This window comes from Legionella navarrensis (genome assembly GCF_052527415.1).
Map to the genome: position 1 here is coordinate 14903 of NZ_JBNVZR010000025.1, position 17843 is coordinate 32745.

The following is a 17843-nucleotide window of genomic DNA, read 5'->3' on the forward strand; positions in this document are numbered from 1 at the left end:
ATAATGGTAAAAATAAACAAGGTCGTCCCCGCACCGGCGGGGATGACACTCATGGCCCATGAACCAGGCGCGGCTCCCTATCCTGGGAAATGCCCCAGTTTTTGTTGTTTGGTCGCAAGGTAATTGCGATTGGCGTCTGTTGGCTCAACATTTAATGGCACTCGTTCACTGACGATTAACCCGTATTTTTCGAGTGCTTCAATTTTTTTCGGGTTGTTCGTCAGCATACGCACGACGTCAATGCCCAGGGATTTAATAATCTGGTATGCAATACCGTAGTCACGGCTGTCGGCTGGCAGACCCAGCTGCAGGTTGGCCTCTACGGTATCGTAGCCCTGTTCCTGCAAGGCATAGGCCTTGATTTTATTTGACAGACCAATGCCGCGTCCTTCCTGACGCAGATACACCAGCACACCGCCCTCCTTCGCTATCATGGCCAGGGAACGTTGCAGCTGAATACCGCAATCGCATCGGCAGGATCCAAACACATCGCCGGTGATGCACTCAGAATGCACGCGAACCAGAGGAACCTGGTTGCCCACCCTGGGAGCCTTGACGAAGGAAAAATGCTCAAAACTGTCAAGCTCGTTGGTAAACACCGTCATCTGAAACTCACCGTGCTCCGCCATGGGAATGCCTGCCGTGGCCGTGGCGGTGATGAGTGTCTCGTGCCGGATTCGATAATCTACCAAATCGCGAATGGTAACCATGGGAATATTATGTTCGCGGGAGAAAACCGCCAGTTGATCACGACGGCTCATACTGCCGTCATCGTTTATGATTTCACAAATCACAGCAGCCGGGGTCAAGCCAGCGAGCTTCGCCAGATCCACGCTGCCCTCTGTCTGCCCCATGCGCTTCAGGACGCCGCCGGCATTGGCGCGCAGGGGAAAAATATGCCCCGGAGAAATAATATCGGCCGGGCCGCTGGACGCATCGATGGCCACCTTGATGGTGTGTGCCCGGTCAGCGGCAGAAATACCCGTAGATACGCCGCTTGCGGCTTCAATCGATACAGTGAACGCGGTGCCGTAGGGTGAGCGGTTGAGCGTGGTCATCATGGGTAAATGCAAACGGTCAATGAGAGCATTCGCCATGGGCAGACAAATGAGGCCGCGTCCATAACGCGACATAAAATTAATCGAATCGGCCGTCGCGAAATCGGCGGCAATCACCAGATCCCCTTCATTTTCGCGATCTTCATCATCCATCAGGATGATCATCTTACCAGCCTGTAACGTAGCAATTGCGTGCTCAATCGTCGCAAAAAGACTCGTCATAAGTTCAAACCTCACTTTTCAATTGCCCCGCCAACGCAAGCTGATGCGCTACAATTCGGGTTAAATAATCAAACTCTACATTCAAACATTGACCAGGCATCATGTGACCAAAACTGGTTTTGATCAGAGTATGCGGCACCAGCATCAGCTGAATATCTCCATTTTGTACAGCATTAATTGTTAAGCTGACCCCATTAAGGCAAATGCTGCCTTTGGGCAGCAGATAGGCAGCAGCCGGCATGGCAAAGTCACCCACGACAATTTCCACAAAATCGCCCACAACGGTTTTGCTTTTCAGACGGGCTGTCGTATCCACATGGCCACTCACGTAATGGCCGCCAAAACGCCCCTGAGCGGACATGGCACGCTCAATATTAACAGGCTCTCCAACACACAGCTGCCCAAGATTGGTCAGTCGCAGGGTTTCCGGCGACACATCAAAAGCCAGCCCCTGTTCGTGTCCGGGCAGTAAGGTCAGGCAGACACCGTTTACCGCGATGCTTTCGCCATCCTGATAATCCGGTTCGTTCAGACTCTGAATGACGAGGCGGCAGGCCTTTTCGCTGTGAATCACAGCTGTGACGGTGGATTGCTGTTCAATCAGTCCGGTAAACATGCGTCCTCCTGCCAGTCGATACAGGCAATAACATTGTCTGCCTTGGGCTGCCATGTTACCTGATGCGCCCGTTTGAATACATGACTGCCATGCCAGGCGGGAATGGCGTCAGCTCCCAGCAGTTCCGGCACCAGGTACAGGTAGGTTCTCTGTACCAGCTTTTTCTCATGCAGCGCTGAAAACAGACAGCCGCCGGTTTCTACCCAGACATCGTGGAAGCCAAGCTCCCCAAGTTTCTTCACCGCTTCGCCTAAATCCAGCAGACCATCGACCGCAGAGATGGCGTGGTATTCGCAATTGGGAAAAGGATGTTCAACGGTCTGGCCACGCTCATGAAAAACATGAATTTTTGGCGCGGTCTTGAGTACCGTGGCATCATTCGGCAGTTGCAGACGCTGGTCCAGAATCGCCAGGGTTTTACTGAACACGCCCTCGGCACAACGGGCATTGAACCGGGGATTATCCTGAATAATGGTGCGCACCGATGTCAGAATCAGATCGGTGTGACGGCGCTGTGTATGAGTAAACTCCGCACACAGTTCATTCGATAAGGGCACAGGCCTGCCGCCCGCTGCGGCAATTTTCCCGTCCAGACTCTGCGCCATTTTGGCACTAAGCCAGGGCATTTTATGGCGGGTCCAGTATTGGTAACTCTGGTAAAACGCATCAAGCTCGGCCAGAGGATAATGCTGTACGTCAATCCCCTGCTCCATCAGCTGACGGGGTGTGTCATTGGCCGCCACCACCGGATTCGGATCACGAAACCCAAACACCACCTGTTTGACACCGGACTCAATAATGGCCGTGACACAGGGTGGCGTTCTTCCCCAGTGATTGCAGGGTTCGAGGGTAACATACAAAATCAGGTTGTCCCGTCGGGCGGGCAGGTCCTGCAGCACCAGCCGTTCGGCATGGGCTGTGCCGGCACCTTTGTGCCAGTCCTGACGGATGATCTGATTGTCCTGCACAAGCACCGCTCCAACAGCGGGATTGGGTGCACAAAGCCCCCGTCCCAACCAGGCTTGCTGCAACGCGGCGAGCATAAAGTGTTTGTGCATAGTTAAATCAATACGTTAAAATGCGGTTATGATAACAAATTATTCAATTTTTGAGTAGATCTGTGACGAAATAAGGACTAGAAAAACAATGCTGCCCATTTTGAAAAAAATCCCGTTTTTGTTGTTGACTCTGCTCCTGCAACTGGGCTCGTTCAGTGCCTGGTCGCTCACGCCGTTTTCAAATAACGAGCTGGATGAGCTGGAAAAGGAATTTGTGCAGCTTATCAATCAATCAGACAGCATAGACCGGGATCCCCTTGCCAACCAGTACATCAACCAGCTCGGCAGGCAGCTGGCCGAGGCCGCTCGTATTCCCAGCTCTCGTTTTTTTATTGTGAAGTCAAATGAAATCAATGCTTTTGCCGGTCCTGGTGGCTACATTGGTGTCAATACACAATTGATTCTGGCCTCGGAGAATGAGAGCGAACTGGCCGGGGTGATGGCGCATGAGCTGGCACACGTGCGCCTGCATCACCTGTACCGCATGATTGAGCATCAAAAGCAAATGCGCGTGCCCATGCTGGCTTCGGTTCTGGCATCGGTGGCATTGAGTGCCGTTAACCCGGTTCTGGCAAATGGCGCACTGATGGCCTCGCTGACCGGCTTTGCGCAGGATAACATCAACTTCACCCGGGCAAACGAAAAGGAGGCCGACAGGATTGGTATTGATATGCTGATTCGCTCAGGACAGAATCCAGCGGGCATGGCGGCTTTTTTCAAAAAAATGCAGCAGCATTCGCGTTATTACTACACAGAAAATATCCCAGCTATTTTACGTACTCATCCTATGGATGATGACCGCATTGCTGAGGCTGAGGAACGGACAACCAGTCTGGCGAAAAAGAGTTATGCTGACAATCTGGATTATCGTTTGTTTAAAGAGCTGATTCGCACCGACACAGTTTCTGACAACAAGCAACTGCTTGAATATTATCAGCTTCACTGCCAAAAACCAGGTGCTGGCGTCAGTTGTCAATACGGTTATGCTTTGACAGAACTGAATCTGAACCGATACGCTCAGGCCGAGGCGCGTCTGGCAACGCTGATAGCCGGTGACAGTAGTAATCTTTTTTATCAGCTGGCCATGGCCCGTGCCCGTATTGGTCATCGGGAGTTTGACAGCGCGATCACTCAAATGCGAGAGCTGCAATCGAATTATCCTGAGAATTACGCGGTTTTGATGACCTACGGCGACAGCCTGCTGGCTGCGGGAAAAACAGCTCAGGCCGCCAGTGTGTTTTTGAAGGGATCGCGGAAATTTAAAAACGACCTGCCCTTGTGTGAGGCTCTGGCCAGGGCGGAGTCGGCAGCCAACCGTAAGGCTTATGCGTATTTTACTCAGGCACGCTGTCATTTGCTGCAGGGGCGAAAACGGGATGCGGTCAGGCAGTTAAAGATGGTTAAGACAATGGCCAGAAACGATCCCTACCTGCTGGCCCGGACTGAGGCCATGATGGATGAGGTAAAGCGATCGATCGATTGATTAGAATGAGGCCATGAACCCCGGATTACGGCTTCGCCTGATCCGGGCTACGGTACCGTCCAATTCGTAGCCCGGATTAGGCGAAGCCGTAATCCGGGAACCAGGCACGGCCAATACACCCAGCCCACGCCCCTCCCAATTCGTAGCCCGGATTAGGCGAAGCCGTAATCTGGGAACCAGGCACGGCCAATACACCCAGCCCACGCCCCTCCCAATTCGTAGCCCGGATTAGGCGAAGCCGTAATCCGGGAACCACGTACGACAATACAGCCTATTCGCGGCGCAAATGCGGGAAGAGAATCACATCACGGATGGACGCAGAATTGGTAAACAGCATGACCAGGCGGTCGATGCCTATTCCCTCTCCGGCTGTAGGCGGCATACCGTATTCCAGCGCTTCAATGTAATCGCTGTCAAAATGCATGGCTTCCACATCGCCGGCATCTTTTTCCTCAACCTGACGATGGAAACGTTCCGCCTGATCTTCCGGATCGTTCAACTCGGAAAATCCGTTGGCAATTTCACGGCCTGCGATGAAAAACTCAAAGCGATCCGTTTCATCCGGGTTGTTATCGCTGCGTCGCGCCAGCGGAGACACTTCAGTCGGGTAACCGGTGACAAAGGTGGGCTGAATCAAACGATGCTCGACCGTTTCTTCAAAGATAATCATTTGCAGTTTACCCAGACCATCGGTGGCCTTGTAAGCGAAGCCCAGCCTGTCCAGCAGCGCCCGGCACGATTCCAGGGTTTCGAGCTGTTCGGATTTCAGTTCAGGATGATAGGCCAGAATGGCTTCTTTCACACTCATGCGGGCAAACGGCTGAGAGAAATCCAGAATGTAGTCCTGATAAGCCACTTGACGCGTACCCAGTACCACATCGCACAGATGATGAAACAGAGCCTCGGTAAAGTTCATCATGTCGATGTAATCAGCATAGGCCTGATAAAATTCGATCATGGTGAACTCAGGATTATGACGCGTCGAAATTCCTTCATTACGGAAATTACGGTTGATCTCATACACCCGCTCAAACCCACCAACAACGAGACGTTTCAGATACAGTTCCGGCGCTATGCGCAGAAACATATCCATATCCAGACTGTTATGATGCGTGACAAAGGGACGGGCAACCGCACCGCCGGGAATGGGGTGCATCATCGGTGTTTCCACTTCCAGAAACAAATGCTCATCCATAAACTCACGGAAGGCCTTGATGATTTTGCTGCGCGTTAAAAATGTCTGACGGGTTTCTTCATTGGCAATCAAATCCACGTAACGCTTGCGATAGCATACTTCCCGATCGGCCAGGCCATGAAACTTATCCGGCAGTGGGCGCAGTGATTTGGTCAGAAGCTGTACGTTTTCAGCATGGATGCTCAATTCACCCGTATTGGTTTTGAACATATAACCTTCAACACCGATAATATCGCCCAGATCCCAGTGTTTAAACTGTTCGTATATTTCCGGCATGGCATCCTGACGCACGTAGATCTGAATGCGGCCAGACACGTCCTGAATGTGGACAAAGCTCGCTTTCCCCATGATACGACGCAGAACAATCCGTCCAGCCACAGCCACCTGAACCGGATGCTCAGCGAGGCTCTCCTTGCTGTGATCAGCGTATTGGTTCAGCAGACTGGCGGCCAGATATTTACGGCGAAACTGGTTAGGAAAGGAAAAGCCTTCGCTTTTCAGACTGGCCAGTTTTTGCCTGCGAATCTGATAGACTTCGCTTTCATCAAGATATTCTTCTGTCATGCCCCTACTCCTGCTTTTAAACTTGCTTCAATGAATTGGTCGATGTCACCATCCAGCACAGCCTGCGTGTTACTGGTTTCGACGCCGGTGCGTAAATCTTTAATGCGCGACTGATCAAGGACATAGGAGCGAATCTGAGATCCCCAGCCTATGTCGGATTTGTTGGCTTCAATCGCCTGTTGCTCCGCATTTTGTTTTTGCAATTCCATTTCATACAGTTTGGCCCGCAGTTGTTTCATGGCCTGATCTTTGTTTTTGTGCTGACTGCGATCAGTCTGACACTGAACCACAATACCGCTGGGATTGTGGGTAATACGAACAGCGGAATCCGTACGGTTAACGTGCTGACCACCGGCACCGGAGGCGCGGTAGGTATCGATGCGCAAATCGGCCGGATTAATTTCAATTTCAATATTGTCGTCGATTTCAGGCGATACGAATACCGAAGCGAACGAGGTATGACGGCGATTACCCGAATCAAAGGGCGATTTTCTGACCAGGCGATGAACGCCGGTTTCTGTACGCAGCCAGCCATAGGCATACTCACCAGTGAACTGAATGGTCGCACTTTTGATACCGGCCACGTCTCCGGAAGAGCATTCCACGAGCTCCGTGGTAAAACCATGCTGCTCGCCCCAGCGCAGGTACATGCGCAGCAATATTTCAGCCCAGTCCTGGGCCTCTGTGCCGCCGGAACCGGATTGAATATCGAGATAGGCGTTATTAGCATCCATTTTACCGGAAAACATGCGCCGGAATTCCATCAGGGCAACCTGCTGTTCAATGCTGGCTACTTCAGCAGCCACATCGGACAGAGTTGCCTGGTCATCCTCTTCCCGGGCAATCTGAAACAGCTCGCTCAGGTCAGTCAGTGACTGCCCCAGAGCCTGCAGCGTATGAACCACACCCTCGAGCTGCACACGCTCACGTCCCAGTGCCTGGGCGTATTCGGGCTTGTTCCATACATCCGGTAATTCCAGTTCGCGCACCACTTCTTCCAGACGCTCTCGCTTCTGATCGAAGTCAAAGATACCCCCGAAGCGAGTCGACACGCCTGCCGAGGTCTCCCAGAGAAAGATTGATCTGATTCACTTCCAACATAACTGCCCCGTTGTATATTATTCAAACGCGACAGTTTACCAGGATTTGCAAAGGGTTAACAGTGGCTTGTGCGGGGATCTATGGTCAAATCTGGCTCGGGGCCAGCTCCAGGATAGTTTCCCACTTTCGCGGGAATGACAGACCGGAGTTTTTATCCGGTTCAGAGATGATCCGGCCTGGGATCAGGATAAGTATAATCCTCTTACACCGCTTTGAGGTCTGAATTAACACGGATCATGATACTGCGCTCCCCCCATATCCAGAACTTTTATTCCTTCCTGATAACCGATATCCATCAATATTTTTTCCTCCTCGCAGGTAGCATGATACCGGCTGAAACCACGGCCATTATCCGCGGGGTTACCGGCAGAAAGATCAGGCTGAATCAGAAAATTGGCGTGTTCGCAGTTCTGCCGCTCTTTCATGGACGATCCAATGATGAGTGCCTCGAAGAAATTTTCCAGCAGCCCTGGGTAACTGTGTCCGTGATCCCAGCCGATTTTTGCCCGCATATAGCGCAGAAACGTTACTTTATCCGGAAAACGCCAGGACTTTCCACCCATACCGTTATTTGAAAGACTGGAAGCGATTATGGTACCGTCTGCCCCCAGAATGCCGCGCATCACATCGACAGGAAGATTGTTCAGCAGTCCACCGTCGTAATGCAGTTGTCCATCAATAAGCAGCGGTGGCATAAGCCCGGGAAGCGCGCTGCTGGCATACAGGCTTGTTTCGATATCGCCGCGATGATGCAGGCTCTCTTCTCCTGTTGACAGATTAGTCGTCACGCAGAAAAAAGGCCGCCATAAGTCCTCAATGTTGCGCTGCTGAAATGCCTGCCTTAATACCGCGCGCCCTGGCTCCGGATCGAACAGGGACAGCAAAGGCCAGGTCAGATTTCGAGTTTTGGGTATGCCGTAATAGCCCTGAGTCAGGTGATGCACCCGGTCAACGAATTCTTCATGAGATTGCTCCAGCATGTAGATGGCCCCAATCAAGGCCCCTGCGCTGGTACCGCCCAGAGCATCGATTTCGATGTTTCGCTCCTGCAGCGCCTTGATTAAGCCCACGTGAACCCAGGCTTTCGCTCCTCCCCCGCCTAAAACCAGTGCGGTGGCTGTGCCGGTAATAAACCGTAACAGACGTTGATAGTCTTTTTCCTGATTTACTCTGACATGGTAATGCGAAGTAAACAGGGCTTTATCCAGCCAGGCTGCTGTACCTTCAGGATTAATGACGTGCTCGCCGTGCAGAAGGATCAGATGAAAGCGCAAAACGCTGTGTTGATCTATCAATGCATTGATCTTTGGGAGCTGGCGTAAAAACTGACCGCTGTTCTGTGCGTTAGCGAGAAAATAAACCCTGGCGTTCTGTACCCGCTGCAAAAACGCCTCCGCCAGCTCGTACGAATTGATAAAGACCAGAATCTGAGCGTTTTCTCTCCCGCGCCTGCCAACGAGATCATTCAACTGCTCCAGAGTGCTGCAGTTCTCCACGCTGAGTTCGTTGATGCGCTGTGCATGGCGCATGATATTATCCTTGAAACCTTGAAGCAGAGAGGGTTCACAGACAGGCATCACAAGGTGCCAGCGCAGAGCGTAATCATTGGCAATAAAATTAATCGTTTGCTGCGATCGCTGGATAATCAGTGCGATGGTTGCCTGCAGAATAGAGGGATAACTCAGGCATAAGGCCTTAAACTGCTCAGCCGGGATTTTGCCTAATACGCAGGCTTCCTCCGCTTTCACGGTCAGCATACGTGGCTCGTCAGACAGCACACCCGCCTCACCAACGCTGTGCCCCGGTGTGACCTGGCCAAGGACAATAAGCTCATTGTCTTTGTTTATCAGATAATTGGACAACACACCGCTGATTAAGAGATAAATGCTGTCCGATTTATCGCCCCGTGAAAACAGACTCTCATTTTCAGCCAGGTGGATTATTTCAAACAAAGACGCAATATGGCGATAATCCGGCTCACTCAGAGACGAAAAAATAGAGGATTTTTTCAAACTGTCTATTAATCGGCTGTCCATTACGTACCTGCGAGTATGTGAAGACCAATTCTGAATAGAATTATAGCAGAGGATCGTAACAGCAAGGGCTCAGACGATTTTTAGAGCGTGTTGACAATTCAGATCCCTACGCCTTGCGTCTCAACAGCGTGATAACCTGTAACACCAGCAGCCAAAGCAGCGTATAGGTCACTGCATAGCAGAACGAAGCCAGGTGTGGCGGAAGTGAACCAAACAGGCAGTCGGTGATGTAGAGCTTGAGATTCCCTGCAGCGCCCTGCGCGTTCGTTACCTTGACTGCAAACTGAATCTTCAGGAAAACCACATGCAGAACATATACCAGCAGGGCGTTGCGGCCGAAGAGTTCAAAGGGTCTGGCCCAGGCTGTGCGTTGTTTCATATCCACCAGCACAAAACAAAAGGCAAAGCTTAAAAAGGCCAGACCAGCAGTCCATAACACGAAGGAACTGGTCCAAAGCGCCTTATTCAGAGGAAAAAACAAGGACCAGACAGCGCCTGAAACGGATAGAACAACGCCCATCGACAGTATCCAGCGCAGCTGCTGTTCTCTGGTCAGCTTTGAAATAAGACAATAACCAAGCAAATTGCCCAGCAGAGTCGATGCCAGCGCCGGGATGGTGCTTAACAGGCCCTCAGGCTCCAGGGTCGGGGTATATAAATGGCGGGGAGACAGAATCAGTCGATCAATATAAATGGCCAGGTTATCCTCCATCGACAGAGAAAATCGACTCAGCAAAAACCAGTAAGCGGTCAGCAGGAACACGATAATGCCTGTTTGCTGGCGTCTGCTGGTGCTTAGATATAAGAGGGATGTAGCAACGTAGCACAGGGCTATCCGTTGCAGCACGCCCATCAGGCGTAGATCGAAAATATTCCAGTGTTTTGGGAAGGCATTGAGCAGCAACCCAATCAGAAAGATATTCAACCCGCGCAGCATGATGTTTTTAATCAGCTCAGAGCGGGCAAATCCGCGCTGCTGCATACCATTCAGTGCCAGTACCGATGAGGCTCCCACCATCACAATAAAAAAAGGAAAAACCAAATCAGCCAGAGTACAGCCATTCCAGTCTGAATGCTCAAGCAAAGGCCAGGCAACCAGTTTACCAGGGCTGTTAACCAGAATCATCACGGCAACGGTTATTCCTCGAAACACATCGAGGGATCGCAATCGGGTCATTACAAAGGACATCCTGCAAAGTGTGTCGCCATAGTATCACGCTATTCGCTTTTTTTGACCAGCCAGGCTGACAGCTTACAACGAGTCCAGCCAGGCAAATATCAATTCATTGTTGTGGCAATGACTCAAAGGCTGGCAATGCCCCCCGTGCCCATCGCGTGCTTTAAACAGATGATAATGCCTGATGTCTGTTTCCAGGGCATCGAACAGCTTTCGTGCCTGGCCCTGCGTAATATGCTCCAATTCATTATCCAGGACCAGCATCGGGCATCGAATTGATTTCACGCGTTGTTCAATCTCGTATTCCTGGGTCTTTTTAAATAAATCAGCAATGCTGTCAACACCGAAACGGACTTTCCGTGATTCAAACATAAAGCCTTTCATGCGATCGCTTCGCCCAGTCTCAGCAAAAAAAGTGTTAACCTTTTCATCATCTCCCTCAGACAGCGCCTGCTGAACAGGCAGGGGAAGTCTGGCAATCTGGCCTCCAATGGCATTCAGCACACCGGGGTTGGCGATGCAGGCAGCCAGGCGGTGCTCAGCCGTTGCCGCACGTGGTGCCAGATAACCGCCGAAGCTGGATCCATACAATACGATGCGTTCGGGATCAATCACCCCCAAAGTGCAGACCTCGTCGATGACAGCGCGGATAACCACTTCCCAGTCCGGACGAAAAGGGATGCCCTCTTTACGCAACATCGCTCCCTGGCCCGGGCCATCCAGAATCAGACAGGCAAAGCCTCGCTGCAAGGCTCCCACTACTGACGTAAAAAACAACTCCTCTTTCGTCGCGTCGCCGCCTCCGGTATCCAAAATCAATGGCCAGGGCTGTTGGCTGTTGTCAGGCAAAAACAGGTAGCCCGGCAGCTTACTCTGCTCAAAGGGAATCGACAGGGGTCTGTATACGTAGTCGCTGTTTGCCATGGCCTTTTGGAAGGCAGCGCAACTTTGATCGTATGCCGATTCAATGCGGGGATCGCGCGGGTTTTCATCGAGAAAGAAAAAACTGCTGCGCAGATAATTTGAAGCCCGCAGGTAAGCTGCAGAGGCGCTGACATGCTGTCCACCCTGTGCATAAACATCCGCTTCGGCGGTGAGCCTGTTTCCCAGCGCGAACCAGGTATCGTACCAGGCATTAAAGTCTACTGTCTGTAATTGCGCGGCCAGGGAAAGACACTCCCCTAAATCCGCACCGCCCATACTGCTATGACCGATGGTGCGCTCGAATTGCGCGTTAAACCAGGGATCTGATAAAAATGGCATGCCATTGCTCCTTTGTGATTCATATTTACACTTTACTTAAGCCCGAATGATTGCGTTTCTAACGTAGGTTGGGCCTTGGCCCAACAATGGATGTGTGTATATTGTTAAATCATTCGGCGCTCGGTTTCGTGGTTTCATAAATACCCTTCTTTATCCGGATCAGGCATCGTTATCGAGACCAGCAGAACCAGCACACACATAGCCGTAGGTTGGGCCTTGGCCCAACAAAGAATATTCCGCCACATCCATTGTTGGGCCAAGGCCCAACCTACTGCTTTGTGTACATTGTTAAATCATTCGGCGCTCGGTTTCGTGGTTTCATAAATACCCTTCTTTATCTGGATCAGGCATCGTTATCTAGACCAGCAGAACCAGCACACACATAGCCGTAGGTTGGGCCTTGGCCCAACAAAGAATCTCCCGCCACATCCATTGTTGGGCCAAGGCCCAACCTACTACTTTGTGTACATTGTTAAATCATTCAGCGCTCGGTTTCATGGTTTCATAAATACCCTTCTTTATCTGGATCAGGCATCGTTATCTAGACCAGCAGAACCAGCACACACATAGCCGTAGGTTGGGCCTTGGCCCAACAAAGAATCTCCCGCCACATCCATTGTTGGGCCAAGGCCCAACCTACGGCTTTGTGTATATTGTTAAATCATTCGGCGCTCGGTTTCATGGTTTCATAAATACCCTTCTTTATCCGGATCAGGCATCGTTATCGAGACCAGCAGAACCAGCACACACATAGCCGTCACGTACCAGTAAAATCCTGATTCCATAGCCAGGGATTTTAGTTTCAGAGCGACATATTCCGCGCTTCCACCAAAAAGAGCATTACCCAGAGCATAAGACAGACCCACTGCCAGCGCCCTGACTTCGGCAGGGAACAGCTGTGCCTTGATCAGACCGCTGATGGGCGTATACAGACTGACCACAGTCAGAGATGCCGTTACGAGCGCAAATGCAGCATAGGGATCGCGAACCCCTGCCAGAGCGTGCAATACAGGCACCGTGCCAAGACTGGCCAGTGCGGCAAAGGCTATCATCATGGCACGGCGACCGATTCTGTCTGACACTGCTCCGAACAATGGCTGCATCAGCATATAAACAAACAGCGCAGCGGTCATGACCAGACTGGCTGTTCCGGCATCCATTCCGGCCGTATTGACCAGATATTTTTGCATATAGGTTGTGTAGGTATAAAAAACAAGGGAACCGCCGGCAGTAAAGCTGAACACCGTTAAAAAGGCCCGCCGGTGTTTCATCAAGGCGCGCAGACTGCCTGACTCCCGATTTTTTCGTGAAGCTTCGGTGGTGGTTTCGTTCAGGGTTCGGCGCAACAGTAAGGCCACCAGGGCAGCGCAGGCACCGAGCACAAAAGGAATACGCCAGCCCCAGAGATAAAGCTCCTCTTTGCTGAGAAATTGCTGCAGCACAACCAGTACCAGCACTGCAAGCAGTTGCCCGCCAATCAGAGTCACGTACTGAAAAGAAGCAAAAAAACCACGTCGTCCCTCCAGGGCCACCTCACTCATATACGTCGCGGTTGTACCATATTCTCCTCCTACCGACAGCCCCTGCAGCAAACGGGCGAACAGCAGCAACGCGGGTGCAGCTATACCAATGCTGGCGTAGGTTGGTAAAAAAGCGATTAATAATGAACCAGAACACATGATCATCACCGAAATGATCATCGATAACTTACGCCCGCGCCGATCGGCCAGACGGCCAAAAAACCATCCCCCGACCGGTCGTACCAGAAACCCTGCAGCAAACACGCCGGCGGCATTTAACAACTGTGTAGTAGGATTGTCACTGGGGAAAAAAGCCGGTGCAAAATATAAGGCACAAAAGGAATAGACATAAAAATCAAACCATTCAACCAGATTCCCTGAAGACGCGGCTAAGATGGATAAAATACGTTTGCGATCGCTTAACACAGGCAAATCGCTTTGTAAGGCTGACAAGGGAGATTACTCCGAATAATTCAGAACCGGCACTCAGGATGACATAATTATTTCTTTGAATACACAGGGAAATACGTCATACGGGCTTTGGTAAGTCAAACAAGAGACATTCCGTGTCTGTCTGCGCCAGTAATTCCATTGGTTCATCAACCATGGCCGCGCCATCGCCGGCTGACAGCAGATGACCATTAAGAAGCGCCTGCCCTTTTACCATTTGCAGCCAGCCACAGCGTGAATCGCTGAAGGCATAGTCCAGGCGTTTCCCGGCCTGGAGATATGCCACGTATATTTGCACATTCTGGTGAATGGTAATCACACCAGGCAACTGTTTATTGGAAGCGGCCAGAATCCATTTGTTTTCTTCCCGGACAATGACCTCCTGCTGATAACCGGGAGGAATGCCCATCTGCTCAGGGATAATCCAAATCTGGAGAAAATGCACGTTTTCAGTGCTGGAGTGGTTATATTCGCTGTGGCGGACACCCGTGCCGGCCGACATACGCTGGATTTCGCCCGGCCGAATAATCGACCCGGTACCCATGCTGTCTTTATGCTCCAGCGAACCGTCAATTACATAGGAAATGATTTCCATGTTGTTATGCGCGTGCGTACCAAACCCCATTCCCGGCTGAACTATGTCTTCATTAATTACCCGCAGGCAGGAAAAACCCATGTGCGCCGGATCATGATACTCACCGAAGGAAAATGTATGCTGGCTGTCCAGCCAATGGCTGAGTGAGTGACCTCGGGAATCATGCGCTCTGATGCGGATCATAATGTGTTACGCCATTAAGATGGTTATAATTAAAGAATAGCATATGTAAGAGTTATGCAAGGGAGCCTGCCAAATGACTGATTTCTTTCAAACGCCACCCAGTCTGAGCAATCAATACGACGATGACCGGGTACTACGCCTGTGGCTGGAGTGGAAGCTGCCGTCAGGCATGCTGAACGAGATTCGGCCTGATCTGCAACGCATGGGTGAGCGGGCCGCCTCAGATATTTACCGCCTTGGCCTTGAAGCCGAAGCCGAGCCGCCGCGTCATGTCCCCTATGATCCCTGGGGCAGACGCATCGACCACATTGAGGTGTCGCGGGCATGGCAGGAGCTGGACCGGATCGCGGCTGAAGAAAAACTGATTGCCATTGGCTATGAACGTCGATACGCTGCCTGCTCTCGCATTTATCAGTTTGCCAAGCTGTATCTTTTTCATCCGTCATCAGCCATTTATACCTGCCCACTCGCCATGACCGACGGCGCGGCACGGGCTGTGGAGCTTTATGGTGATGAGGCACTGAAACAACGCGCGTTCTCACATCTTACTTCCTCCGATCCAGAACAGTTCTGGACCTCTGGCCAATGGATGACCGAACGAACCGGGGGTTCAGACGTCAGTGGAACCTCAACCATTGCCAGGGCATATGGTCAGCAGTTCAGACTGTATGGCACAAAATGGTTTACGTCTGCCACCACATCGCAGATGGCCATGACCCTGGCCCGGATTGAAGGCGCGCCGGAAGGAAGCCGGGGCCTGAGTCTGTTTTATCTGGAACTGCGCAATCCGGATGGCCAGTTAAACGGAATTCGGATTAACCGCCTGAAAGACAAACTCGGTACCCATGCCCTGCCCACAGCCGAACTCACGCTGGATGGCGCAGTGGCTACGCTGGTCGGTGGCCCTGGCGATGGGGTAAAAAAAATCTCATCGCTCTTTAATATCACCCGCATCTATAATGCCTGCTGCGCCGTTGGCTATATGCGTCGCGCCATTGCCCTTGCCCGTGATTATGCCGGCAAACGCCGTGCCTTTGGCCGGCTGCTGTCGGAGCACGGTCTGCATCTGGAAACGCTGGCCGCCATGCAGCTGGAATTTGAGGGTGCCTTTCACCTGGTGTTTCATGCGGTGGAGCTGCTGGGCAGACAGGAAACAGGCGTAGCCAGTGAGGCCGACTGCCAGATACTGCGCCTGTTAACCCCTCTGGCAAAGCTGTACACCGCCCGTCAGGCCATTGCCACAGTCAGCGAGGCCCTGGAAGCCTTCGGCGGTGCCGGTTACGTTGAAGACACAGGGCTGCCCCGTCTGCTGCGTGATGTTCAGGTTTTATCCATCTGGGAAGGCACAACCAATATTCTCAGTCTGGACGCGTTGCGTGCCATGAACAGGGAAAACGCAGCCGAGCCGTTTTTACACGATATTCACCAGCGGCTGCAAAACATTCAGGCCAGCGAGCTGCTCCTGTCCAGAGAAACGGCACAGTCGGCTCTTGAGAAACTGAAAGATTACCTGAAAGCCATGACATCAATGAACGAAGAAGAGCAGCAGCTGGCAGCAAGACGTCTGGCATTCAACATGACGCAAACCTTCATAGCGAGCCTGTTACTTGAAAAAGCGGAGTGGGCCCTGCGCACACATCAGGATCCAGCCGCTGTGATTTCGGCCAGTCGCTGGTGTGCGAATACCATGACCAGCCTGCTGATTCCGACAGCTGTCTGGCGCGAGGATTCACGCAGACTGGCTCTGTAGCTGCCTGTATTACAGGCAGCGTCCGTTTTTATATTTATCGCAGTGATGCGCATAATACATACGCAGGGGCGAGGTATAAACCCTTGGGGCCTTGCTCATCAAAAAGAGGCGCTCAGGCTGCAGGCTTACGTAGTTGGATGACCGGAGAACCTGGCGATAAAAGGCCTCATTGTCAATCAGCAGCCATTGATGCAGAAAGGGCAGAATCCTGTCAGGATCATTGGAGAAAAAGGATTGCTTTACATCCTGAGCCAGAGTGTTAACCATGTCATAATGGCTGGCAAAGTAATGACTGGCATTTTCGTGTCGGAACCGGGTCAGCACACTGTCGTCATTCGCTTCCACAAGGCCTGCATCCAGATTCAGGGACATCGCCATGCCTTCGGCCGCCTCCACATGGAAAGGAACGCCCATCAGAGAAACACCATTATTTTCGGCCAGCCACTGCTCCCAGAATGCAACGGCCTGATCGGTCAGTGGATCAAAGTAACTGTCTATACCATATCGCATGGCACGACCGGTTTCTAAATCATAGGCGCACCAGGTCATGGTAACGTAATAGAACTGTCTGTGATTCAGTCTGCCGGTAAAAAAATTTTCTATACGCCGGTGAACCTGATCGCAGTTAAGGCCTGACTCACCGACCTCACCCTGAAGACGCACAATTTGAGTTGGATAATCGATTGTCCGTTCGCCCGATATTGGCGTGGTCAGCATATTATCCATACTGGAGTAGGTTTTGACGCTGACATTTCTTGCGTGGGGCGGGGCTTTGACGATCGTTTCCATCCGCGGGTGATCAGTTGCAGCAACGACGGATAGCGAGGCCGCCATTAACGAAGCGAGCATACAGGTTCTCATTTCAATTCCTTTTAAAATTATTTCCGTAAGCCGGTGTTATTCACCAGCCTGGCGACATTGATTTTTTGCCTGTTCCTGACACTCAGACTGACAATCCGAATCAACCGTGGCATCGCATTTTGCAACACACTGCGTCACAAACTGCTGCTGACATATTTCCTGATCATCCTGCTGCTGGGGCACGTCTATTGAGGCATCGTCACCCGCAAAAACAGGGAGAGCAAAGACCAGTAATAAGGCGCAAAACAGGCGTGTTACGTTTTTCATGATAGCGTCTCCCTGTCTTCTGTATGATTAGCTGGCAGCACGTTGAATATCGCGACCACCCTGTGACACATCTTTACCAAAGCCTTTTACGGTATTGCAGGCGCTGAGCAATGAGGTACTCAATACGCAAAGCAGGACAAGTGCTATCATTCTTTTCATTTTTATCTCTCCTTAAATAAATATACAGACCAGAATTTAGCGGAAATTTTTCTATATAACAACAGGTTTACTGATTAAGGCAGGCGAAGGCAGGCAGTGCTGCCAACGGGAAATTCACGATGGCTCCCTTCTCACTTGAGGGAGAAGGGTCGGGGATTAGGGTGGTGGATGTGGCTCGTCCTGAATAAATACATTGAGATACGGTACTTGATTGGTTTATCAGCATGAGGTTTTAAAAAATATACACGGCGTGATGGACGCTATTCTTGATTTAATCGAGACCGC

15 protein-coding genes are annotated in these 17843 nt (G+C 51.4%); 2 read left to right on the top strand and 13 right to left on the bottom strand.

Annotation, left to right across the window (positions count from 1 at the left end; genetic code table 11):
- Window positions 1-77: 77 nt before the first annotated feature.
- Genes ribB through ribD form a run of 3 tightly spaced genes read right to left on the bottom strand, consistent with a single transcriptional unit; the run spans window position 78 to window position 2954 of the window.
- Window positions 78-1280, bottom strand: a complete 1203-nt coding sequence (gene ribB / locus ACQUTA_RS11955; RefSeq protein WP_444988487.1) for a 3,4-dihydroxy-2-butanone-4-phosphate synthase — start codon at window positions 1278-1280, stop codon at window positions 78-80.
- Between the two features lie 4 nt (window positions 1281-1284).
- Window positions 1285-1896, bottom strand: coding sequence for a riboflavin synthase (locus ACQUTA_RS11960; protein WP_444988488.1), 612 nt, complete (start codon window positions 1894-1896; stop codon window positions 1285-1287).
- Complete coding sequence (gene ribD / locus ACQUTA_RS11965; RefSeq protein WP_444988489.1) at window positions 1881-2954, bottom strand: bifunctional diaminohydroxyphosphoribosylaminopyrimidine deaminase/5-amino-6-(5-phosphoribosylamino)uracil reductase RibD; 1074 nt, start codon at window positions 2952-2954, stop codon at window positions 1881-1883. Before ribD ends, ACQUTA_RS11960 begins: the two co-directional genes overlap by 16 nt.
- 88 nt (window positions 2955-3042) lie before the next feature.
- Here ribD and ACQUTA_RS11970 point away from each other — a divergent pair, with 88 nt between their 5' ends.
- The gene (locus ACQUTA_RS11970; RefSeq protein WP_444988490.1) at window positions 3043-4437 is read left to right on the top strand and encodes a M48 family metalloprotease; all 1395 of its coding nucleotides are present in this window, start codon (window positions 3043-3045) and stop codon (window positions 4435-4437) included.
- A 271-nt stretch (window positions 4438-4708) separates the two neighbouring features.
- On the opposite strand, the gene lysS is transcribed toward ACQUTA_RS11970, so the two are convergent.
- The 7 genes from lysS to ACQUTA_RS12005 all read right to left on the bottom strand — a co-directional run bounded on the left by lysS (window position 4709) and on the right by ACQUTA_RS12005 (window position 14521).
- Window positions 4709-6196, bottom strand: coding sequence for a lysine--tRNA ligase (lysS, locus tag ACQUTA_RS11975; RefSeq protein ID WP_444988491.1), 1488 nt, complete (start codon window positions 6194-6196; stop codon window positions 4709-4711).
- Window positions 6193-7297 (bottom strand): peptide chain release factor 2 gene (gene prfB, locus ACQUTA_RS11980; RefSeq protein WP_444988492.1). Its coding sequence is split into 2 segments (ribosomal slippage): window positions 6193-7221 and window positions 7223-7297, totalling 1104 coding nucleotides; the frame shifts between segments, so codons are not numbered across the junction. The genes lysS and prfB overlap by 4 nt, the downstream gene beginning before the upstream one ends.
- Before the next feature lie 224 nt (window positions 7298-7521).
- On the bottom strand, window positions 7522-9333 hold the full coding sequence (locus tag ACQUTA_RS11985; protein ID WP_444988493.1) for a patatin-like phospholipase family protein: 1812 nt from the start codon (window positions 9331-9333) through the stop codon (window positions 7522-7524).
- Window positions 9334-9439: 106 nt separating this feature from the next.
- Window positions 9440-10510, bottom strand: a complete 1071-nt coding sequence (locus ACQUTA_RS11990; RefSeq protein WP_444988494.1) for an acyltransferase family protein — start codon at window positions 10508-10510, stop codon at window positions 9440-9442.
- Window positions 10511-10585: 75 nt separating this feature from the next.
- A complete protein-coding gene (locus tag ACQUTA_RS11995; RefSeq protein ID WP_444988495.1) occupies window positions 10586-11773 on the bottom strand; it encodes an alpha/beta hydrolase family protein in 1188 nt (395 codons plus the stop codon).
- Between the two features lie 686 nt (window positions 11774-12459).
- Window positions 12460-13746, bottom strand: a complete 1287-nt coding sequence (locus tag ACQUTA_RS12000; RefSeq protein WP_444988496.1) for an MFS family transporter — start codon at window positions 13744-13746, stop codon at window positions 12460-12462.
- Window positions 13747-13822: 76 nt separating this feature from the next.
- The gene (locus ACQUTA_RS12005) at window positions 13823-14521 is read right to left on the bottom strand and encodes a pirin family protein (protein ID WP_444988497.1); all 699 of its coding nucleotides are present in this window, start codon (window positions 14519-14521) and stop codon (window positions 13823-13825) included.
- Between the two features lie 73 nt (window positions 14522-14594).
- On the opposite strand from ACQUTA_RS12005, the gene ACQUTA_RS12010 reads away from it, so the two are divergent.
- Entirely contained in the window at window positions 14595-16271 is a 1677-nt protein-coding gene (locus ACQUTA_RS12010) for an acyl-CoA dehydrogenase family protein (protein ID WP_444988498.1), read from the top strand.
- 9 nt (window positions 16272-16280) lie between these two features.
- Here the strand turns inward: ACQUTA_RS12010 and ACQUTA_RS12015 are convergent, their stop codons facing one another.
- The 3 genes from ACQUTA_RS12015 to ACQUTA_RS12025 are packed head-to-tail and all read right to left on the bottom strand — an operon-like array spanning window position 16281 to window position 17558.
- The gene (locus ACQUTA_RS12015) at window positions 16281-17120 is read right to left on the bottom strand and encodes an Lpg0189 family type II secretion system effector (RefSeq protein ID WP_444988499.1); all 840 of its coding nucleotides are present in this window, start codon (window positions 17118-17120) and stop codon (window positions 16281-16283) included.
- Between the two features lie 48 nt (window positions 17121-17168).
- On the bottom strand, window positions 17169-17399 hold the full coding sequence (locus tag ACQUTA_RS12020) for a hypothetical protein (protein ID WP_444988500.1): 231 nt from the start codon (window positions 17397-17399) through the stop codon (window positions 17169-17171).
- Between the two features lie 27 nt (window positions 17400-17426).
- On the bottom strand, window positions 17427-17558 hold the full coding sequence (locus tag ACQUTA_RS12025; protein WP_444988501.1) for an entericidin A/B family lipoprotein: 132 nt from the start codon (window positions 17556-17558) through the stop codon (window positions 17427-17429).
- Window positions 17559-17843: the final 285 nt, after the last annotated feature.